We start from the raw sequence: 21,343 nt of genomic DNA, 5'->3' as shown, positions 1-21,343 counted from the left end.
TAAAATTTTATAAATGACTATTTATTGATCTTAAATGAGTAAAAATTCAGTTGGTGATTTTTATTTGTGTGATTTTGATCGCTTTAAATTGTAATGCATTGCATCAATTTAGTTCATTCTTCGCGCTGAATGTGTGCAAAGCTCGGGCGACAAAGCTGAATCAGGTCGTGAGTTTGAAGGGCTATACCAGCCATTGAGGAGCCGCTACTAATGGTGACTATAGGTTGTTCAAGAATTTGATGATCAAAAATGACGGGCATTGACGTTTTAAGCAAAAGAGGAGTCACTGTTCCAATTTGGTATCCGGTGATTGATTCGACATCTTTCATATTTACGCACGTCATGCGTCGCCATTGCAGAAAGGTTCTAACTTTTTTCGGATCAACACTCTTGTCTCCTGGAGCACAAGCTAGAGCCAGTTGACCGCCCATATCTCTAAGCAGGATGCACTTAACCATTTGATTTGGCGTGATACCACGCTGATTTGCCGCATCTTCAATGGTGGTCGCGGGTGTTTGATGATGCAGCAAGCGGAAAGCCACTTGCTGCTGCTCAAGGAATTGAGTGAGTTTTGTCTCGCTAACTTTATTCGTCATCGTTTAATGAATAAGGAAGCGCTTCGATGGTCCAGCGAGTGTCCGGTTGCGAAGACAGTCTGAATTCTGTGTCTTCATCTAAATTGTTTGGCAGTACGACTAAACCAATCGCTGTGTTATTAGCAAATGTGTAATGAACCATAAGTTGGCCTGCTGAACGCCAGTTTTCACCGACTGAACGTTCCAACTGAACGACGTCATCACTGTTCAATGGCGATTCTATGTTGCCTTTGACGATATACATTGCACGCTTGTTAATACCACGATACTTGGCACGAGCCACTGTTTCTTGGCCTGTATAGCAACCTTTGCTAAAGCTGATGCCATTTAGCGCTTGAAGGTTGAGTGCTTGAGGAATGTGCTCATTTTGCTCGGCTTGTGTTACCACAGGGTAAGCTTGCTCTATTTCAAATCGTGTCCAGAGCGCTTCATTAACTTTAGCGGCTTCAATACCATTGATGATCTTTTCTGCTTGCTCGCTATCAACCAATAGTAGCCAGCGTTGCGAATCAATTTTTACAGCACTTCCGCCTTCGATAGAGCGAACATCGCCACGAGTTTCGCTATGAGAATCAATCCAAGCTTGGGCTTGTGCACCCATTAAACCCAGAGCAATATCGCTGCTGTGGGTTATCTCTGCTTTGGAGAAAATTGCATATTTCTTAAGTTCGCGCAGTTCTACGTCGATAGATGAAAGCGGCTGAAACATTGTATAACCACCGTTATGGTGGAAAATGCGAAAGACAGACCAGACTTTTCCTTTTGCGTCGCAATGTGCGCCGAAAGTCATTTGTTCAGCTTCCAGAGAAACCACGTTACAGGTAACTTGGCCTTGCAAGTAAGACTTAGCATCTGTACCTACAATTTGAATAGCGCCCCAAGATGCTAGATGTGTGAGCATGAGCTCAGGCAAAGCGTCATCAGCATTGACAGATAGGGGAGAGAAAGTGTTTTTCCAATCCATGATACTCACCATAGTGAACGATATTGATCTATGGTAATCCGGATAAGTTTTTTTGTCAGCTTGATTGGGACTGTGATTGAGACCCTAGTTGATTTTTCTGTCTGTTGGTAGACTTAGCAAAATTACCGTTTGTTAGCCCAAATAACTATAAAGTGAGAAAGGTAGATGTATAACGCTGAAGAAAAAGCTCGAATTAAATGGGCATGTCGTCGTGGTATGTTGGAACTGGACGTCGTTATTATGCCATTTTTTGAAGAGTGCTTTGACTCCTTAACTGAATCTGAGCAGAAGGATTTTGTCTCTTTGTTGGAATGTGATGACCCAGATTTGTTTACTTGGATTATGGGACATGGTCGCTCTGAAAACTTAGGGCACGCAGCTATCGTTGATCAAATTGTCGCTCATAACCTCAGCAAAGTCCGTTAAGCTAGAACTCTGCTATTCCTATACTGCCCAAGTATTCGCAGCCATTTTTTTCATGGTGTTGATATGGGCAGTCATTGTTTCTGCCATTCCTCTTACCGCCTCTGCGTGGTTATTATCTCTTTTCATATTGCGCCCGTTGAGCACTTTTCTGCCAGATTCTTTACACGGTTCTGTTGAGATTGGTTTTGATGGCTATTTAAAAATGAATAATCAAAAACAGTCTTTCCTGTCAGTCAGCGATCTTCATTCTTTTGCTTTCTTATCTTTTCACGCCAGAGGAAAACATTGGTTGCTGTGGAGAGACAGTTGCGAGGAAGTGACTTACCGTCAGTTATTGGTGAGATTGAAAAGAAAACAGGAGCCTTAGCTCCTGTTTTCGATTTTAGACATGGTGCTTTTGCTTAAAGAATGGTTACTCTTTTGGCGAAAGAATTGTCGGGCCACTATTTTCTAACTGGTCTGGGTAATCCAAGGTGTAATGCAATCCGCGACTTTCTTTACGTTGCATTGCGCAGCGCACCATCAGTTCAGCCACCTGCAATAGGTTACGCAGTTCAAGCAAGTTGTTGGAAACTCGGAAGTTGCTGTAGTATTCCTGCGTTTCTTGTTGTAGCAACTGGATGCGGCGTAGTGCTCGCTCTAAACGTTTATCTGTGCGCACAATACCCATGTAATCCCACATAAACAGACGCAGTTCGTGCCAGTTATGCTGGATCACAACTTCCTCGTCAGAGCTGGTTACTTGGCTCTCATCCCAAACAGGAACCGATGGTGGCATGTCGATATTCTTAATGTTTTTAACAATATCTTTCGCCGCAGACCAAGCATAAACCACACATTCCAACAGTGAGTTTGAAGCCATGCGGTTTGCACCATGCAGACCGGTATAGCTAACTTCACCAATTGCATAGAGGTGTTTGAGGTCAGTTTGACCTTGTTGGTTTACCATGACACCACCACAGGTGTAGTGCGCAGCCGGGACAATTGGAATTGGCTCTTTGGTGATATCAATACCCAAATCCATCAGACGGCGATAAATAGTCGGGAAGTGTTTTTCAATAAAATCCGAAGGCTTATGGCTGATGTCGAGATACATACAGTCTGCACCTAGGCGTTTCATTTCAAAGTCGATAGCTCGAGCCACCACATCACGTGGTGCCAGCTCTGCACGCTCATCAAAATCAAGCATAAAACGAGAACCATCTGGACGACGCAGGTAAGCTCCTTCGCCACGAAGTGCTTCCGTTAACAGAAAGTTGCGAGCCTCAGGGTGGTACAAACAGGTTGGGTGGAACTGGTTAAATTCCAAGTTCGCCACGCGGCAGCCTGCACGCCAAGCGATAGCAACACCATCACCGGAAGAAACATCAGGATTTGAGGTATATTGATAAACTTTCGAAGAACCACCAGTTGCAAGAACCACGTATTTTGCACGAATGCTTTCAACGTGTTCTTCATTACGGTTCCAAACATACGCACCAATGACTTTATTTTTATCGCCACCGACTTTGTCTTCGGTAATCAGATCTAACGCGTTGTAGCGTTCAAAAATAGAGATGTTTGGATGTTGGTGTGCATTGTCCTGCAATGAAGTTTGCATTGCCATACCGGTTGCATCAGCAGCATGAAGGATTCGACGGTGGCTATGGCCGCCTTCACGGGTTAAGTGATAACGAGGGTTGTCATCGTCGTCATCACTGTCTTCTTCTTTATCGAATGGTACACCACCGTCGATCAGCCACTGCACACACTCTTTTGCATGTTCAGCGATAAAGCGAACGGTCTTTTCCTCACAGATACCATCGCCAGCGATGAGCGTATCCTGAACATGAGAATCAATACTGTCAGATTCATCAAATACAGCGGCTATGCCACCTTGAGCGTAGAAAGTTGCACCTTCACTACGAGGTCCTTTACTCAGTACGATGACTTTGCAATGTTTTGCGATACGCAAAGCTAACGACAAGCCAGCTGCACCGCTCCCTATCACTAATACATCACATTGATGCTCTCGGTTTTCGTTCATAAAACTTTTAAATTCCCGAACTATAGTAGAATCGTCCTACTCTATATTGAAATTTTTCACTTGCTGATTTGATGAGCCTGATTGAAAAAGAGCGTCATACCAATGACTAAACTATAAGATGAATCAAGCAATTAGGAAACCGAGCTACGTGAGTCCCGCATTTATAATGTGTTTAAAAAATAATAGTTTTTAAAAGCTATTGTTTTTATAGATTTGTATCCGCAAAATCGTTTCGGGGTTACAAACCTCGATTACATCACATTGTGCATTATGTTTGGCAATTAAATTAACACATAATTGAACTTTATCTTTTTTACTGAGTCACAATAGTGCTCATGTAAACAGTGGTGTCAATACTACATTCTGGATAATTAAAGCCCATATCTGAGAAGGTAAGGGAGATAACAATAGGAGTAACCGCTCGAATGAACGAGCAGCTAACCGATCAAGTATTGATTGAGCGAGTTCAGAATGGAGATAAGCAAGCATTTAATCTTTTAGTTTTGAAATATCAAAATAAAGTCTGCAATCTTATTTCTAGGTACGTGAGCAATTCAGGAGATGTTGCTGATGTAGCACAAGAGGCTTTTATTAAGGCTTATCGCGCTATACCAACCTTTAGAGGTGAAAGTGCGTTCTACACTTGGCTATATCGTATTGCTGTCAATACCGCGAAAAATCACATCGTAGCCCAAGGGCGTAGGCCTCCAGCCACCGATGTTGATGCTGAAGAAGCTGAATTTTACGAAACAAACAATGCGTTAAAAGAAATATCGAACCCTGAGAACATTACGCTGTCGAAAGAACTGAAGAAGGCAGTGTTTAGTGCGATAGACGCGTTGCCTGAGGATTTAAAAACAGCAATGACTTTACGAGAGCTGGAAGGCTTAAGTTATGAAGACATTGCTGAAATTATGGATTGCCCTGTTGGTACGGTACGTTCTCGTATATTCCGTGCTCGTGAGGCGGTAGAAAAGAGAATCAAATCTCTTTTGTAGCGTTGGAACCAGTAAGACCCCAGTAATTGGAAAATAATGGTGAAAATAATGGCGGACAAACAACAACTTTCAGCTCTCATGGATGGAGAGATGGTCGACAAGTTGCTAATTCAAGAATTAGCCAACGATCGTGAAAGTATCGAAACGTGGAAGAATTACCACTTGATTGGTGATGTAATGCGTGGCGATGCACCCGAAAGACCTGAATGGAATATCGCTGAAAGTGTGGCATTAGCGTTGGAAAATGAACCAGCTCATACCCCATACAATACCAATGTTACCGATTTAGATAGTATGCGAGTGTCAGAGGAACAACCTGCACCGCATAAAGCGCGCCGACAACTACCAAAATGGTTATCGCCGTTTGGTCAGGTGGCGGTTGCTGCTTGTGTGTCTTTGATTGCTATCATCGGTGTTCAACAATATGGTGCAAGTGGTTCTTCAGCTGCGGATCAACCTTTTCCCGTACTGCAAACAGTTCCTTTATCTGGCAGTGTAGAACCTGTGAGTCTGACTCGTGAGTCAGTAAGACCAAGTATAGAATCAAATGCTCAGGAGCAGCGTCGTCGTGTTAACGCTATGCTTCAGGATTATGAACTGCAACTGAGATTAAACAGTGAGGGCTTGGGACAACACCAAGACTCAATCGAACCGGTAACTGAATGAAAAAATTTCTGATCAGTGTGTTGGCGCTGTTCAGTTTGAGCTCTACTTCAGCCTTTGCAGAGGACGAATCTGCAGAGGCTTTATTGCATCAAATGAACGAGGCCAGTCAACATCTCAATTATGAACTGTCTTATATCCTGATTAAGAAAAACAGTATTGAACCTTTGCTGTATCGTCATGCTCGACACGAGCAGAAGGAATACGCTCATCTTGTTTATTTGAGCGGCCCTATGCGTGAAGTTTTTCAGCGTGATAATGAAGTGAGCTACATTGAACCTGGAGTAGAACCTTTCACTATCGAATCTGGCAACATGGTTGCTCCAACCATACCAATGCTCAATAGCAATGTTACTGAGCTTAGCCAGTTTTACGACTTCGTTAAAATGGGACGAGCGCGTGAAGCGGGAACCCCTTGCCAAGTGGTGCGCATTGTTCCTAAAGACGGTTTAAGATATTCCTACATGCTTTGGGTGGACGAGAAAACACACCTGCCGTTGCGGGCTGATCTTGTTGATCGTTACGGTGAAGTATTAGAGCAATATCGATCGATCTCTTACTCAGTCAGTGACAAACTGGCAGAGTTGATGGCAGGTTTTGATAATGTTCAACTGCCTGAAGTGCTATCCTTACCTAAAAGTAAGGTAAACGAGACATTCTGGTCGGTAGGGTGGAAGCCGGATGGCTTCAAATCTGTCAATCTCAATCGCTACCGAATGATCAATACTGAAAGAGTGGTCGAGAATCAGATGTTCTCAGACGGTTTATTCAGTTTCTCTGTCTATGTTTCTTCTAGTGATGAACACTCACTGCAAGGACAGTTGGTAAGGCAGGGGCGTCGTACTTTACAAACGTTTATTAAGGGTGATCGTGAGGTTTCTGTTGTGGGTGATATTCCACCAGAGACGGCTAAACGTATTGCTCAATCGGTTGTATTTGATAATACCAAGGCTACACCACAATGATGACAGCACTTGCCACAGTGATGGCTGTACAAACAAAAGAACAAGGTTTTCATGTTGAGCTAAGTTGCGAACAGAAAACCAGTTGCAGCAGCTGCTCATCGGCGAAAAGCTGTGGTACAGGCATTGTGTCTAAAGCAATTGGTGGTAAGTCATTACGCTGGCATTTAGATACGGATAAGAGCGTATCTCAAGGTCAGGTGGTTGAAATTGGTTTTCCAGAAAAAAGCCTGTTGCAGTCCGCTGCGTTGGTTTATTTAGTCCCTCTTTTAATGATGATCCTTGGAGCTTGGCTTGCTGACAGCTGGCTTGCCCCCATGCTCGGTATGGGAGAAGGGATCATCATTTTAACTTCACTTGTCTTTATCGGTTTAGGTATACGCCTTGCTAAAACTTGGTCTGGCTCGCTGGAAAAGCGTACAGAGCAAGAAGTTGTTCTGCTAAGAGTGCTTGGAGAGCCAATTGCCTAAATTATGATGCGATCCCAAAGGAAATTGGGTAGAATCGCCCAACTTGAATGAAAGGGCACTTCAAATCGCCTTTCATATGTCCTAATTTGCAAAGAGTTTAGTCATCCCAAACCTATGAAGCACATTCGTAACTTTTCGATTATCGCCCACATTGACCATGGTAAATCGACTTTATCTGACCGTTTAATCCAAGTATGTGGTGGATTAAGTGATCGTGAAATGGCAGAACAAGTTCTTGATTCTATGGATCTAGAACGTGAGCGTGGTATCACCATCAAAGCACAGAGTGTGACGCTCGATTACAAAGCAAATGATGGCGAAACATACCAACTTAACTTCATCGACACACCTGGACACGTTGACTTCTCCTACGAAGTATCTCGCTCTCTAGCCGCGTGTGAAGGTGCATTACTTGTTGTTGATGCAGGCCAGGGCGTAGAAGCACAAACCCTAGCTAACTGTTATACGGCTATCGAAATGGATCTGGAAGTAGTGCCAATCTTAAACAAGATTGACCTACCAGCAGCAGAGCCTGAACGTGTAGCCGAAGAAATTGAAGATATTGTCGGTATCGATGCAATCGAAGCGGTACGCTGTTCAGCGAAAACTGGTCTTGGTGTTGACCTTGTTCTTGAAGAAATCGTTGCAAAAATTCCAGCGCCAGTCGGTGATCCAGATGCGCCACTGCAGGCTCTGATTATTGACTCATGGTTTGATAACTACTTAGGTGTTGTTTCCCTAGTACGTATCAAACACGGCAGTTTGAAGAAGAACGAAAAGATCAAAGTCATGAGTACTGGTCAGGTTTGGAACATTGACCGTTTAGGTATTTTTACACCTAAGCAGATTGATACGACCGAATTAAACACTGGCGAAGTGGGTTGGGTTGTTTGTGGCATTAAAGACATCCTAGGTGCGCCTGTTGGTGATACGCTGACTTGGGCTAAAAACGGCAGTGAAAAACCGCTACCAGGCTTTAAGAAAGTGAAGCCTCAGGTTTATGCGGGTCTGTTCCCTGTATCATCAGATGACTATGAAAATTTCCGTGATGCGCTAGGTAAACTTAGCCTGAACGATGCGTCTCTGTTCTATGAGCCAGAAACATCAGCAGCACTGGGTTTTGGCTTCCGTTGTGGCTTCTTAGGTATGCTACATATGGAGATCATTCAAGAGCGTCTAGAGCGCGAATATGATCTCGACTTGATCACCACCGCACCGACGGTAGTGTATGAAGTGGAAATGACCAACAAACAAGTCATGTATGTTGATAGCCCAGCGAAGCTACCGGCGATCAACGACATCGAAGAGATTCGTGAACCAATCGCGCGTTGTAATATCTTAGTACCGTCGGAATACCTAGGTAACGTTATTACCTTATGTATCGAAAAACGCGGTATGCAGGTGGACATGGTTTACCACGGTAACCAAGTGGCACTGACTTACGATATTCCAATGGCAGAAGTGGTACTGGACTTCTTTGACCGCTTGAAATCAACGTCTCGTGGTTATGCGTCACTGGATTACGGTTTCCAACGTTTCGAAGCGTCGAAGATGGTTCGTGTAGACGTACTATTGAATGGTGACAAAGTGGATGCATTGGCCATCATTACTCACCATGACAACGCTCAGACTCGTGGCCGTCAGCTAGTTGAGAAAATGAAAGAATTCATTCCTCGCCAAATGTTTGATATTGCGATTCAGGCTGCTATCGGTAACCACATCATCGCGCGCTCAACAGTGAAACAGCTACGTAAGAACGTAATCGCTAAATGTTACGGCGGTGACGTGAGTCGTAAGAAGAAACTATTGAAGAAACAGAAAGAAGGTAAGAAACGTATGAAGCAAATCGGTAACGTTGAGCTTCCACAAGAGGCGTTCCTTGCAATTCTTCACGTAGGTAAAGACTAATCGTTTTGTCTTATCTGCCGATTTGTTACATGTAAACTCGCAAGTGAAAGAGTCTCGGCTCTTTCACTTTCGTATTTTTTAGATAAGGGAAGTCAATGGCTAATACATTCTCACTCATCTTAGTTCTTGTAACCTTGGTTACCGGAATTGTGTGGGCGCTGGAAAAATGGGTTTGGGCGAAGAAGCGCCATGAAAACGTGGCACGTCAGTTAAAAGCCGAACCCGACAGTATTGATACCAGTTTGACGACCAAAGTCGCACCACAGCCTTGGTGGATTGAGAATTCCGTTTCAATTTTCCCAGTGATCGCATTTGTGTTAGTTCTGCGTTCGTTTGTATTTGAACCGTTCCAAATTCCATCAGGCTCTATGATGCCAACGCTGTTGGTAGGCGATTTCATTCTTGTTGAAAAATACGCGTACGGTTTGAAAGATCCAGTGTGGCGCACACAGTTAGTGGAAACAGGCAAGCCTGAGCGCGGCGACATTGTGGTGTTCAAGTTCCCGCAAAACCCAAGCATTGACTATATTAAGCGTGTGGTTGGTATGCCGGGTGATATTGTGCGTTATAGCCGTGATAAACAGATCTGTGTTCAAAGTGCTGGTGAAGCAACTTGTAAACCTATTAAGCTATCAAACGTGCAGGAAAGTGAGTTCACTCAGAACAACATTCCAATGATGCAACTTGATGAACAGCTAGGCGAAGTAAAGCACAATATTTTGATCAACCCTCTACGTATTGATGATGTACGTAGTTATGCGCCACGTAGTGGTGTGAATGAATGGGTTGTTCCACAAGGGCACTATTTTGTGATGGGTGATAACCGTGACAACAGTGCTGACAGCCGTTTTTGGGGCTTTGTTCCAGAAGCCAACTTAGTGGGTAAAGCTGTTGCTATCTGGGTGAGCTTTGAGTTTGACCGAGATTCTAATAGTGTAATTCCTGCTTGGATTCCAACTGGTGTGCGCTTAAGCCGCATCGGTGGCATTAACTAGGGCTGATTTTTCAGCCCCGCAACACATCGAGAGAGTATGACTTCTCCAGTAAGTAGATTAGAAAAAAAGCTCACGTATCAGTTTAAAGATCCTGAGCTTCTTGATTTGGCACTGACTCACCGCAGTGCCAATGGTAAACACAATGAACGTCTTGAATTTCTGGGCGATTCAATTTTAAGTTTTGTCATTGCTGACGACTTGTATCATCGCTTCCCTAAGATCAACGAGGGCGATATGAGTCGTATGCGTGCTACGTTAGTTCGTGGTCACACACTGGCTGAACTAGGTCGTGAATTCGAGCTAGGAGATTACTTAAAATTAGGTCCAGGCGAGTTGAAAAGCGGTGGTTTCCGCCGTGATTCGATCCTAGCTGATGCAGTGGAAGCCATTATAGGTGCTATTTATTTAGATAGTGGTACTGAAGCGGTTCGCGGCATTATTTTAAGCTGGTATCAAACTCGCCTTGACGCGATCAAGCCTGGTGTGTCACAGAAAGATCCCAAAACTCGCCTGCAAGAATTTTTGCAAGGCAGAAGAAAGCCTCTACCTGTTTACACAGTGACTAATATTAAAGGTGAAGCACACAATCAGGAATTCACTGTATCGTGTGATGTAGCAGGTATTGGAATGCCTGTGATTGGTAAAGGTACCAGCCGCCGCAAGGCAGAACAAGCGGCTGCTGAGACTGCACTAGAGCAATTAAGCAATGGCTGATAAAGAATTTGATATTGATGCATTCTTTGCATCAGAAGGTGACGACGCCAAAGTTGAAGCGTCAATACCAGAAAACCAGCACTGTGGTTTTGTTGCGATCGTAGGTCGCCCGAATGTGGGTAAATCTACGTTACTGAACAATATCCTCGGTCAGAAGATTTCGATTACTTCACGTAAGCCGCAAACCACTCGTCACCGTATTATGGGTGTCGACACAGAAGGTGATTATCAGGCAATTTATGTTGATACACCGGGGTTACATATTGAAGAGAAGCGTGCGATCAACCGTTTGATGAACCGTGCGGCGAACAGCTCTCTGAGTGATGTTAACCTAGTTCTGTTCCTCGTTGACGGTACGCATTGGACTGAAGACGATGAAATGGTTCTGACGAAGCTTCAAAAAGCGAATTTCCCTGTGATTCTTTGTGTAAACAAAGTCGACAACGTGAAAGATCGCAACGAAGTGATGCTGCACATGCAGGCAATGTCTGAGCGAATGAACTTTGTTGATGTGGTGCCAATTTCTGCGAAACTAGGTAAAAACGTTGATGTACTGCGTAAGCACGTACGTGATCATTTACCGAAAGCGGTTCACCATTTCCCTGAAGAGTATGTGACAGACCGTTCGCAACGCTTTATGGCTTCGGAAATCATCCGTGAAAAGTTGATGCGTTTTACTGGTGAGGAACTGCCTTATTCGGTAACGGTTGAAATCGAACGTTTTGACTACAACCCTGATACCGATGGTTTCCATATTAACGCTTTGATTCTGGTTGAACGTATTGGTCAGAAGAAAATGGTGATTGGTAAGAACGGCGAAAAGATCAAAACCATTGGTCGTGAAGCTCGTTTGGACATGGAAGAACTGTTTGGCCGCAAAGTTTACCTAGAAACTTGGGTCAAAGTGAAATCAGGTTGGGCTGATGATGAACGAGCTCTTCGTTCATTAGGCTATATCGACGACCTATAATCCTGTAATCTGGCTCCATGTATTGGGGCCAGTTTACTATTTCCCCCTTGGTATATATTTCCGCTTACGGATTTCCACACTATGTCTGACGGTTTACAGCGCTGCTTTGTATTACACCGCCGCCCATACAGCGAGACGAGCTTAATTTTGGACGTATTCAGCGAAGAATATGGCCGTTTAAGCATTATGGCAAAAGGGGCGAGAAGTAAGCGATCTACAACCAAAGGCGCATTGCAGGCATTCACGCCACTACTATTAAAGTGGTCGGGTAATGGCTCAATGAAAACCTTACGTCAGGCAGAAGCCATCAGCCTTGGATTACCTTTAACTGGTATATGTTTGTATTCAGCCATGTACGTGAATGAACTTATTGGCCGAGTCTTGATGCCTGAAGTTCCTTCTCCCGGATTATTCCATGACTATCTTACCGCGCTGACCGAACTCGCGCAGAGTGATAACCCTGAGCCAGCATTGCGCCGTTTTGAGCTGGCTTTGCTGTCAGCCATGGGCTACGGCGTTGATTTTATGCATTGTGCGGGAACCGGAGAACCGGTTGACCCCAATATGACTTATCGATATCGAGAGCAGAAAGGGTTTATTGCATCGGTGAGGCGCGATAATCTAACATTTCTCGGTAACGAATTAATCGCGATCAGTGAGCGGCGCTTTAGCACGAAAGAGCAACTTCAGGCGGCAAAACGCTTTACACGTATCGCTTTAAAGCCGTATCTTGGCGGCAAACCATTAAAAAGCAGAGAGTTGTTTAGACAAGCAACTCCCCTAAAATTAAATTCAAGAGGGACTCTCTCTTGAGCACGGAGTGTAGGAAAATGAGCTCAATTTATTTAGGCGTTAATATTGACCATATCGCGACAGTGCGTAATGCACGTGGTACTCAATACCCAGATCCAGTTCATGCAGCGGAAATTGCTGAGCGTGCGGGTGCTGACGGTATTACGATTCACCTTCGCGAAGACCGTCGTCATATCAAAGATCGCGATGTGCGTATTCTGAAAGAAACCATCCAGACTCGCATGAATCTGGAAATGGCGGTAACAGATGAGATGGTTGAAATTGCTTTAGAAACAGCGCCTGAGTTTGTTTGTCTTGTTCCTGAAAAACGTGAAGAGCTAACCACTGAAGGTGGCTTGGACGTGATTGGTCAGTTTGAGAAAGTAAAAGCGGCAACGCAAAAATTGACAGAAGCAGGCATCAAAGTGTCTCTGTTTATTGATGCTGACCGTGAACAGATCGATGCAGCGAAGAAATGTGGTGCACCGTTTATCGAGCTTCACACTGGTCATTACGCTGATGCAAAAAACGAAGCGGATCAACAAGACGAGCTGAAGAAGATTGCAGCGGCAGCAAGCTACGCTTCTGATCAAGGCATCACAGTCAACGCAGGTCATGGTCTGACTTACCACAACGTTGCAGCCATTGCTGAAATTCCAGAAATTTATGAGTTGAACATCGGTCACGCAATCATTGGTCGTGCATTGTTTGATGGCTTACCAAAAGCGGTTGCAGACATGAAAGCCATCATGCTGGACGCGCGTCGCTAATTTCTATGATTGTTGGATTAGGAACAGACATCGCGGAGATTGAGCGCATAGAAAAAGCGCTCAACCGCAGTGGTGATGCGTTTGCGCAGCGAATTCTGACTGAGAGTGAGCTGGACGTGTTTACTCACCTAAAGCAGAAAGGGCGTTATTTGGCTAAGCGTTTTGCGGCTAAGGAAGCGGCTTCAAAAGCTTTAGGAACAGGTATCGCTCATGGTGTGAGTTTTCAGGATTTTGAAATCAGCAATGATGAGAATGGTAAGCCAGTTCTTACCTTATCGGGAAAAGCACAACAAATTGCTCAAGCCTCTTCGGTGCGTTCTGTACACCTTACTATTTCAGATGAACGTCATTACGCAGTAGCGACGGTGATTCTCGAATCTTAATCCGTATAAGAGTTTTCAGATTCAATAAAAAGAGGTGCTTAAAGCACCTCTTTTTCTATGCGCGAGTTCTTGGCTACAAGATAACTAAGTGATATCTCTTAAACCAAATATGGGTCAGCGCTTGCTACCACTTTTTCCATTTCATCCTGAAGTTCAAACAGTTCTGGCTCAACATCTTGCACGCGAGCTCCTGAACGCAGGGTGTGCTCTAAGGTCTCACATACTTTTTTCAGGCGAGGAACGCCACTGTATGAGCAACTGCCGTGGAGCTTATGAATATGATGCAGTAAATCTGTGGCAGGGTATTCATCATCGTTGAGAGCTATCTCAATCACTTGATTGATCTCTTTGAAAGAAGCGAGCAACATCTTGAGCATGTCTTTAGCCAGATCTTCCTTGTTTGCCGCCTGCCTTAATGCTAGCGACCAGTCGATCGCAACCGTCGCATTGACTGGTGCTGGTTTTTCAACTTGAATCTCATCCAGTTCAATCGGTTCTTGAGGTTCTAGCGTGATGGTTTCATTCGTTTCTGGTTTCGGACTCCAGTGCAGTAACACTTGCTGCAAGATATGCTCTTCAATCGGTTTAGTGAGGTAATCATCCATACCGGCTTTCAGTAATCTTTCACGCTCTCCAACCATCGCATGTGCAGTCACCGCTATAATCGGTGTATTGGTGTTGAGCTTAAGTTTCTTAATTTCGTGGCAAGCAGTGACACCATCCATCTTCGGCATCTGAATATCCATCAGGATGATGTCGAAGTGGCACTCTTTTGCCCGTTCAATCGCATCTTCGCCACTATTGCATGAGACCACCGTTTCCACACGTTCTTGCAGCAGTGCAGTGATCAGTTTTAGGTTGGCGGGGTTATCGTCAACGGCCATAACTGTGAGTGGCAATTTTTCAATATGAGGAATGAGTTCAACAGTTTTTTCAGTTCGCGTTGGCTGATTGGCGATCAGTGTCTGAAGCAGTTTCTTACGAGACAGTGGCTTGGTAATACATTGCACTGGATATTTCTGCATTAACAGATCCGCCAGTGCCAATTCGGTACTCGGCGTGCCAACAACCACGTTTGCCGCGATAGACAACGCTTTCTCCACCCATTGCTCAACCAGTGATTGATCCGTTTCCTTACTTGGCGCAAGGTTGAGCAAAACATAGTCGTACTGTTCAGATTCGGTTGGAATCGCTGAACGATAAACCACATTTAATCCAGCTTGAACTAAGGTGTGCTGAACAATAGAAGCCGCTTGCATGTTAGGTTCAACAAGCAGTATTTGTTTATTGCGCAGAGCTTGTGGATCAAGCCAGTCGTGCATCGGTAAATCTGTGGTCATCAGACGTAAGTTAAACCAGAAGGTAGAGCCTTGGTGAAGACGGCTGGTTAAACTGATTTCACCGCCCATCTGGCTTACCAGTTTTTGGGTAATAACCAGACCTAGCCCCGTACCACCATAACGACGAGAAATACTGGCATCGGCTTGACTGAAAGCTTGGAAAAGCTGAGCTTGTTGACGCTCTGAAATACCAATACCGGTATCACGAACCATGAATTGCAGCTCAACGAAATCATCGCGCTGAGAACGCAATTCAACACTAATATCAATGTTGCCACGTTCGGTGAACTTGATGGAGTTACCAACCAAGTTAGTGAGTACTTGCTGAATACGCAGTGGATCGCCCACCAAGCCTGCTGGAATTTTCGGATCCACTTTAAGCGTGATTTCCAGCCCTTTCTCATGTGCACTCGCCGCCTGCAAGTTGACCACTTCTTCCAGCGAGTCTTGGAACTCAAATGGGATATTTTCCAGTGCCAGTTTGCCTGCTTCCAGTTTCGAGAAGTCGAGAATATCGTTGATGATGGTCAGCAGGTTATTGGCTGATTTCTCGATGGTTTGCAGATAATCCGCTTGGCTGTTGGTTAGCTGAGTTTTCAACATCTGACGTGTAAAGCCAATCACACCATTCAGTGGGGTACGCAGCTCGTGTGACATGTTGGCTAGGAATTCAGACTTCACGCGTGCGGCTTCTTGCGCGCGTTTTTTCGCAATGTCTAATTCAACGTTTTGAATCTCAAGCTGTTCCAGAGTTTCACGTAAGTCAGAGGTTGCTTGGTCGATACTGTGCTGCATCTCCACATGGTATTCAGATAAAGACACAGCCATGGCGTTGATACCTTTTTTGAGGTCATCTAACTCGCCGTGCATGCGACCTTCAATTCGCACATCCAAATGTCCGCGACGGATGCGGTCAACCACGTTCTTCATATGAATAATTGGGCGGGTAACATCGTGCATCAAGCGGAATGCAAACACGCCAGACAACACCAGACCAAGAATCAATACCAAACAGGCCGAGAAAATTTCCTGATACTGCTGTAAACGCAGTGAAGATAGGTCGAGCTCAATAGCGATATAGCCTAAAACCGGAGCAGACGATGTTTTTGCCGCGCTGTCACTGAACAGAGTTTCTGCAAGAATTGGGGTGCGCAGAATGAGTGTATTTTCATCGAGCTGAGAACTGCTCAGTACCGGAATCGGTTTATCTTTCGGATACATCAAAGATTCGAAGTTCGGATGGAAGTTCGATGTTACGAAGAGTTCGTGGTTGGCATCAAATACCGCAATACTGCGCACTATGGTCGAATTTTTACGATGTGCGTAGCTGATGATGCGTCTTACCGATTCACGGCTTTGGTTTTTTAACGATTCTTCACTGGCAATTGCCAGTGGTTCGATAATACTTGCACCCGAGTTGAGCACTTGTGTCTCTAAATCGTGATATCGGTTGAATGAGAATAACGCACTCAAAAGTAGCCCGATAATCAAGGTTGGAGCCAAAGTGAGTGTAATTACACGTGCGCGTAAGCCGTATCTGGTCATTATTGTCTAAACATCATGGTGTGGATATGGGAAAATAGCCAACTTTGCAGCTAGCCAACTACTCAAATTATGGTTAGCTTAATTCAAGAACCTTAGCTTCGACAATGCTCCCCAAGCAGAATAGTGACGCTGGGGCAAAAACTAATACATTAGGCACAGAACATGGCACGTTTCTTCCAACCGAAAAAGCGCAGCGCTTTAGAGACAAAACATCAAGCAGTGAGCGTTCAGAAACTCGATCATTTAGGCGCAGGTATTGCCTATCTGGATAAGAAACCCGTCTTTATCGATGGCGCATTAGCGGATGAAGAAGTGCTAATTCAGCTGACGGAAAGTAAAAGTAAGTTTGCACGCGCAAAGCTGATTAAAGTGCTTAAGCCAAGCCAGCAGCGCACTGTACCTTTCTGTCCTCATTATGCTCAGTGCGGTGGTTGTGATTTGCAGCATCTGTCGCGTGACGCTCAGATTGAACATAAGCAGCAAACCCTGAGTCAGTTGATGACTAAATTCGCAGGACAAGAACTTGCGCTTTCGGCTCCGGTTTCTGGTGTCGATAAAGGTTATCGCCGCCGTGCTCGTATCAGCATGATGTGGGATAAGAAAAGCCAGCAACTTCAGTTCGGTTTTCGCCGTAAGCAGAGTAAAGAGATTGTCACCGTGACGGATTGTGCTGTGCTAGAACCCAGCTTAAATGCGTTGTTACCGGAACTGAAATCTCTGCTCAGTGTCTTTAAAAAGCCTGACCAGCTTGGTCACGTTGAACTGGTGAAAGGCGACAATACGTCGGTATTGGTGCTGCGTCATTTATCACCTTTAGCGGATAAAGACCTTTCTGCGCTAAAAGAATTCGCGCAGCAGCATCAGTTAACCCTTTATGTTATGCCGAATGCTAATCAACTGGATAAAGTGCTGGGTGAACAGGCTTACTATCAAGAAGTGGGCGTCACTATACCGTTTTTGCCAAGCAACTTTATTCAGGTAAACCAGCAGGTTAACCAAGAAATGGTTGAACAGGCGCTTGAGTGGTTGGACGTTCAAAAAGACGATCGTGTGTTAGATTTGTTCTGCGGTTTAGGTAACTTCAGCCTGCCGTTAGCAAAGTTAGCCGATAAAGTTGTCGGAATTGAAGGTGTGGATGAAATGGTAGAGATTGCGAAAAGCAATGCTCTGCACAACAAGATTACGAATGTTGAATTTTATCAGGCAAATCTTGAACAAGAGTTCGCAGGGGAAATTTGGGCACAGCAGCAGTTTAATAAGGTTCTGCTTGATCCGGCTCGTGCAGGCGCGGTAGGTATTGTTGACCAACTTGCCAGTTTAGGTGCTGAGCGAGTTGTGTATGTTTCGTGTAATCCTGCTACGCTTGCTCGTGATAGCCAAAGCTTATTTGAGCAGGGATATCAGCTGAAAAAACTCAGTATGTTGGATATGTTCCCACATACCAGCCATTTAGAATCAATGGCTCTATTTGTAAAAATATAGCTATTTGTAAACAGTAAAAAGTAAAAAAGCAAAAGTGTAAAACTTGGTTAGGTAACGGACTTCTGTTGTCTAACCAGAGTAGAATAGCTCGCAAATTATAAGAATTAGGATAAAAAGATGGTCGCGGTACGTAGCGCACACTTAAACCCAGACGAACAGTTTGAGCTAGAAAAGTGGATTTCTAGTTTACGGCAAGACCCAAAAACAGCGGCAAAACTTACAGAGGTATATCACCAATGTGAGCATTTCTTGGTGGGTAACGCTAAAGGCCCGCTATTGTTATGGCGTGGTCGCGAAATGATCGAAATTTTGATCACTTTATCGATGGATCGTCCAACGCTGGTGGCGGCGTTGCTGTTCCCAATTGCGACCAGTGGCTTAGTGGATCGCGAAGAAGTTGAAGAACATTACGGTAAAGAGATCATTAAATTAATTGCTGGCGTCGAAGAGATGGCAGCGATTGGTCAACTCAATATCACCATGCAAGGCAGTGAAGCGTCAGCACAAGTCGATAACGTACGTCGCATGCTGCTGGCAATGGTGGATGACTTCCGTTGCGTGGTCATCAAGCTTGCAGAGCGAATCTGTAACCTTCGTGAAGTGAAAGATCAACCGGATGAGGTTCGTCGTTCAGCGGCAAAAGAGTGTGCCAACATCTATGCACCATTGGCGAACCGTTTAGGTATAGGTCAGCTTAAGTGGGAAATCGAAGACTACGCATTCCGCTACCAACAACCAGATACTTATAAACAGATCGCGAAACAGCTGTCTGAGCGTCGTATTGTTCGTGAACAATACATCCGTGACTTCGTTGATAACTTGAGCGCGGAAATGAAAGCATCGAACATCAATGCTGAAGTGAGTGGGCGTCCGAAGCACATTTACAGTATCTGGCGCAAAATGCAGAAGAAGAATCTGGCATTTGATGAACTGTTTGATGTGCGCGCCGTGCGTATCATCGCGGATAAGCTGCAAGACTGTTATGCCGCACTTGGTGTGGTTCATACCCAGTTTAAGCATTTGCCGAGTGAGTTCGATGATTATGTAGCGAACCCGAAACCGAACGGTTATCAGTCGATTCATACGGTGATTCTTGGCCCTGAAGGCAAAACCATTGAGATTCAGATCCGAACTAAGCAAATGCATGAAGAATCTGAACTAGGAGTTGCTGCGCACTGGAAATATAAAGAAGGTGCTAGCAGTGGTCGCAGTGGTTACGACGAGAAAATTACTTGGCTGCGTAAACTGATTGATTGGCAAGAAGAGATGTCTGACTCCGGCGAGATGTTGGATGAACTTCGCAGCCAAGTATTTGACGACCGCGTTTACGCCTTTACACCGCGTGGGGATGTTGTCGACCTGCCAATGGGAGCAACGCCACTGGATTTCGCATACCACATTCACTCTGAAGTGGGACATCGTTGTATCGGTGCCAAAGTAGGTGGGCGTATTGTGCCATTCACCCACAAACTTCAAATGGGTGACCAAGTCGAAATTATCACAGCGAAAGAACCTAACCCGTCACGTGACTGGCTAAACCCTGCAACGGGCTTTGTTCATTCTGGCCGTGCTCGTGCGAAGATCAATGCTTGGTTCCGTAAACAGAGCCGTGAGAAAAACCTTGAAGCTGGACGCGAAATTCTAGAAACAGAGTTAGCTAAAATCGGTGCGACGCTCAAAGATGCGGAGCAATATGCTCTGAAACGTTTTAACGTTAACAGTGCTGACGAACTTTATGTCGGTGTTGGTAGTGGCGATTTACGTATTAACCAGATCGTTAACCACATCAATGCGCTAGTGAATAAGCCGACGGCGGAAGAAGAAGACAAACTGGTACTTGAGAAGCTCAAGGGAGATGAGTCGAAATCCGCAACTCTTCATCGTCCGCAAAAAGATGCCGTCGTGGTTGAAGGCGTCGATAACCTGATGACCCATCTAGCGCGTTGTTGTCAGCCGATTCCGGGTGATGAAATCAAAGGTTATATCACTCAAGGTCGGGGCATTTCGGTACACAGAAGCGACTGTGAGCAGTTGGAAGAACTGAGTCACCACGCACCAGAACGTATTATTGATACCGTTTGGGGGGCTGGATTTATGGGTTCTTACATCCTGACCTTACGAGTGGAAGCGATGGAGCGCGTGGGCTTGCTAAAAGATATTACTAGTCTGCTGGCAAACGAGAAGGTGAAAGTACTTACCATGAAGAGCCGTAGTGACTACAAACGTCAAATCGTGATCATGGATTTCGAGCTAGAGGTTAACAACATCGAAATTTTGGCTCGTGTGTCTAAGCGACTAGAACAAGTGAAAGACGTTATGCTCGTCAAACGCCTTGGCTAGCTCTAAATAACAGATTGAAATGAAAGGTAAGTGGTTCGCCACTTACCTTTTTCTTTTCTATCTCTAAACCACTGGTTTTTCTGGTGGATATTTATTTATAAGGAAACAGATATGAGTCATCCAATCGAGCAGTTAGTCGACATTATGGCGAAATTGCGTGACCCGGAAACAGGGTGTCTTTGGGATAAGAAGCAGACCTTTGAAAGCGTTGTTCCATATACCATTGAAGAAACCTATGAAGTGGTAGATGCCATTCACAATCAAGATTGGCCCAATTTAAAAGAAGAGCTGGGTGACTTACTGTTTCAGGTGATTTTCTACAGTCAGATGGCTCAGGAACAAGGGCTATTCGATTTTCGCGATGTAGTGGAGACGGTGAATGAAAAGCTGACTCGCCGTCATCCTCATGTTTTTTCAGATGCAAAATTTGCTGATGAAGCAGAACTGAATGCCAATTGGGAAAAGGAAAAATCCCTCGAAAAAGCCCAAGTAGGCAAAAGCGAGCAAAGTATTCTAGACTCTATACCACAATCGCTACCAGCGTTATCGCGAGCGAATAAGATTCAAAAAAAATGCGCAAAATACGGATTCGACTGGGAGACTTTAGGCCCTGTTGTGGAAAAAGTGCATGAAGAAATTGAAGAAGTGGTTGCTGAAGCCATCAATATTGATGTTGATGAGCAAAGAGTCGAAGAGGAGCTGGGTGATCTGCTGTTTGCCACGGTGAATTTAGTCCGTCACCTCAAGAAAGATCCAGAGGTGGCTCTAACTAAGGCGAATCGTAAATTTGTAAAGCGTTTTCAAGGTGTTGAGGCTCAAGTAAGAGAGCAGGATAAAACTTTGACGGACTTTTCATTGCAAGAGTTAGATGGCATGTGGGAGCGAGTAAAAAGACGGGAGAAAGGTCTTGAATGACGTTCTGAATACGGCCTTTTGAGACAAAATTAACCCAATTAAATTACTTTGTTTGCATTCTGCGATAAGGCTATTTGATTTGAA

Annotated in this window: 19 protein-coding genes; 15 read left to right on the top strand and 4 right to left on the bottom strand. The window is 44.7% G+C overall.

Annotation, left to right across the window (positions count from 1 at the left end):
* Positions 1 to 113: 113 nt before the first annotated feature.
* Positions 114 to 596 carry a YbaK/EbsC family protein gene (locus L3V23_RS13570; RefSeq protein WP_102966177.1) on the bottom strand — a complete coding sequence of 161 codons (483 nt, stop codon included), beginning with the start codon at positions 594 to 596 and terminating at the stop codon, positions 114 to 116.
* On the bottom strand, positions 586 to 1,560 hold the full coding sequence (gene ygfZ, locus L3V23_RS13565) for a tRNA-modifying protein YgfZ (protein WP_102966178.1): 975 nt from the start codon (positions 1,558 to 1,560) through the stop codon (positions 586 to 588). Before ygfZ ends, L3V23_RS13570 begins: the two co-directional genes overlap by 11 nt.
* A gap of 165 nt (positions 1,561 to 1,725) precedes the next feature.
* Here ygfZ and L3V23_RS13560 point away from each other — a divergent pair, with 165 nt between their 5' ends.
* On the top strand, positions 1,726 to 1,986 hold the full coding sequence (locus L3V23_RS13560; protein ID WP_042484651.1) for a succinate dehydrogenase assembly factor 2: 261 nt from the start codon (positions 1,726 to 1,728) through the stop codon (positions 1,984 to 1,986).
* 412 nt (positions 1,987 to 2,398) lie between these two features.
* Here L3V23_RS13560 and nadB read toward each other — a convergent pair whose 3' ends face one another.
* Positions 2,399 to 4,012: an L-aspartate oxidase gene (gene nadB, locus L3V23_RS13555; protein WP_102954061.1), complete on the bottom strand. Its 1,614-nt coding sequence runs from the start codon at positions 4,010 to 4,012 to the stop codon at positions 2,399 to 2,401.
* Between the two features lie 425 nt (positions 4,013 to 4,437).
* Here nadB and rpoE point away from each other — a divergent pair, with 425 nt between their 5' ends.
* The 11 genes from rpoE to acpS all read left to right on the top strand — a co-directional run bounded on the left by rpoE (position 4,438) and on the right by acpS (position 13,637).
* Positions 4,438 to 5,010 carry an RNA polymerase sigma factor RpoE gene (gene rpoE / locus L3V23_RS13550; protein ID WP_042484645.1) on the top strand — a complete coding sequence of 191 codons (573 nt, stop codon included), beginning with the start codon at positions 4,438 to 4,440 and terminating at the stop codon, positions 5,008 to 5,010.
* 48 nt (positions 5,011 to 5,058) lie between these two features.
* Positions 5,059 to 5,676, top strand: a complete 618-nt coding sequence (locus tag L3V23_RS13545; protein ID WP_042484641.1) for an RseA family anti-sigma factor — start codon at positions 5,059 to 5,061, stop codon at positions 5,674 to 5,676.
* Positions 5,673 to 6,638 carry a sigma-E factor regulatory protein RseB gene (rseB, locus tag L3V23_RS13540; protein WP_102966179.1) on the top strand — a complete coding sequence of 322 codons (966 nt, stop codon included), beginning with the start codon at positions 5,673 to 5,675 and terminating at the stop codon, positions 6,636 to 6,638. The genes L3V23_RS13545 and rseB overlap by 4 nt, the downstream gene beginning before the upstream one ends.
* Positions 6,635 to 7,105, top strand: coding sequence for a SoxR reducing system RseC family protein (locus L3V23_RS13535; RefSeq protein WP_042484635.1), 471 nt, complete (start codon positions 6,635 to 6,637; stop codon positions 7,103 to 7,105). The genes rseB and L3V23_RS13535 overlap by 4 nt, the downstream gene beginning before the upstream one ends.
* A gap of 114 nt (positions 7,106 to 7,219) precedes the next feature.
* Positions 7,220 to 9,013: a translation elongation factor 4 gene (lepA, locus tag L3V23_RS13530; RefSeq protein ID WP_102954064.1), complete on the top strand. Its 1,794-nt coding sequence runs from the start codon at positions 7,220 to 7,222 to the stop codon at positions 9,011 to 9,013.
* Positions 9,014 to 9,108: 95 nt separating this feature from the next.
* Positions 9,109 to 10,008 (top strand): signal peptidase I, encoded by a 900-nt coding sequence (gene lepB / locus L3V23_RS13525; protein WP_102966180.1) that lies wholly within the window; start codon positions 9,109 to 9,111, stop codon positions 10,006 to 10,008.
* A 36-nt stretch (positions 10,009 to 10,044) separates the two neighbouring features.
* Positions 10,045 to 10,722: a ribonuclease III gene (gene rnc, locus L3V23_RS13520; protein WP_042484626.1), complete on the top strand. Its 678-nt coding sequence runs from the start codon at positions 10,045 to 10,047 to the stop codon at positions 10,720 to 10,722.
* Complete coding sequence (gene era / locus L3V23_RS13515) at positions 10,715 to 11,692, top strand: GTPase Era (RefSeq protein ID WP_102954065.1); 978 nt, start codon at positions 10,715 to 10,717, stop codon at positions 11,690 to 11,692. The genes rnc and era overlap by 8 nt, the downstream gene beginning before the upstream one ends.
* 81 nt (positions 11,693 to 11,773) lie before the next feature.
* Positions 11,774 to 12,505 carry a DNA repair protein RecO gene (gene recO, locus L3V23_RS13510; RefSeq protein ID WP_042484621.1) on the top strand — a complete coding sequence of 244 codons (732 nt, stop codon included), beginning with the start codon at positions 11,774 to 11,776 and terminating at the stop codon, positions 12,503 to 12,505.
* Positions 12,506 to 12,522: 17 nt separating this feature from the next.
* Positions 12,523 to 13,254, top strand: coding sequence for a pyridoxine 5'-phosphate synthase (pdxJ, locus tag L3V23_RS13505; protein ID WP_102966181.1), 732 nt, complete (start codon positions 12,523 to 12,525; stop codon positions 13,252 to 13,254).
* A gap of 5 nt (positions 13,255 to 13,259) precedes the next feature.
* A complete protein-coding gene (gene acpS / locus L3V23_RS13500) occupies positions 13,260 to 13,637 on the top strand; it encodes a holo-ACP synthase (RefSeq protein WP_102940939.1) in 378 nt (125 codons plus the stop codon).
* 98 nt (positions 13,638 to 13,735) lie between these two features.
* On the opposite strand, the gene barA is transcribed toward acpS, so the two are convergent.
* Positions 13,736 to 16,522 carry a two-component sensor histidine kinase BarA gene (gene barA, locus L3V23_RS13495; RefSeq protein ID WP_180980311.1) on the bottom strand — a complete coding sequence of 929 codons (2,787 nt, stop codon included), beginning with the start codon at positions 16,520 to 16,522 and terminating at the stop codon, positions 13,736 to 13,738.
* Between the two features lie 162 nt (positions 16,523 to 16,684).
* Here barA and rlmD point away from each other — a divergent pair, with 162 nt between their 5' ends.
* From rlmD to mazG, 3 genes are all read left to right on the top strand, one after another.
* Positions 16,685 to 18,004, top strand: coding sequence for a 23S rRNA (uracil(1939)-C(5))-methyltransferase RlmD (gene rlmD, locus L3V23_RS13490; protein ID WP_102966183.1), 1,320 nt, complete (start codon positions 16,685 to 16,687; stop codon positions 18,002 to 18,004).
* A 117-nt stretch (positions 18,005 to 18,121) separates the two neighbouring features.
* The gene (gene relA, locus L3V23_RS13485) at positions 18,122 to 20,344 is read left to right on the top strand and encodes a GTP diphosphokinase (protein WP_102954070.1); all 2,223 of its coding nucleotides are present in this window, start codon (positions 18,122 to 18,124) and stop codon (positions 20,342 to 20,344) included.
* Positions 20,345 to 20,455: 111 nt separating this feature from the next.
* Entirely contained in the window at positions 20,456 to 21,259 is an 804-nt protein-coding gene (gene mazG, locus L3V23_RS13480) for a nucleoside triphosphate pyrophosphohydrolase (protein ID WP_102966184.1), read from the top strand.
* Positions 21,260 to 21,343 lie beyond the last annotated feature (84 nt).

The sequence above is a fragment of the Vibrio sp. A1-b2 genome (assembly GCF_021726015.1).
Taxonomy (GTDB): Bacteria; Pseudomonadota; Gammaproteobacteria; order Enterobacterales; family Vibrionaceae; genus Vibrio; species Vibrio diazotrophicus.
This window is presented reverse-complemented; position numbering and strand designations above follow the sequence as displayed.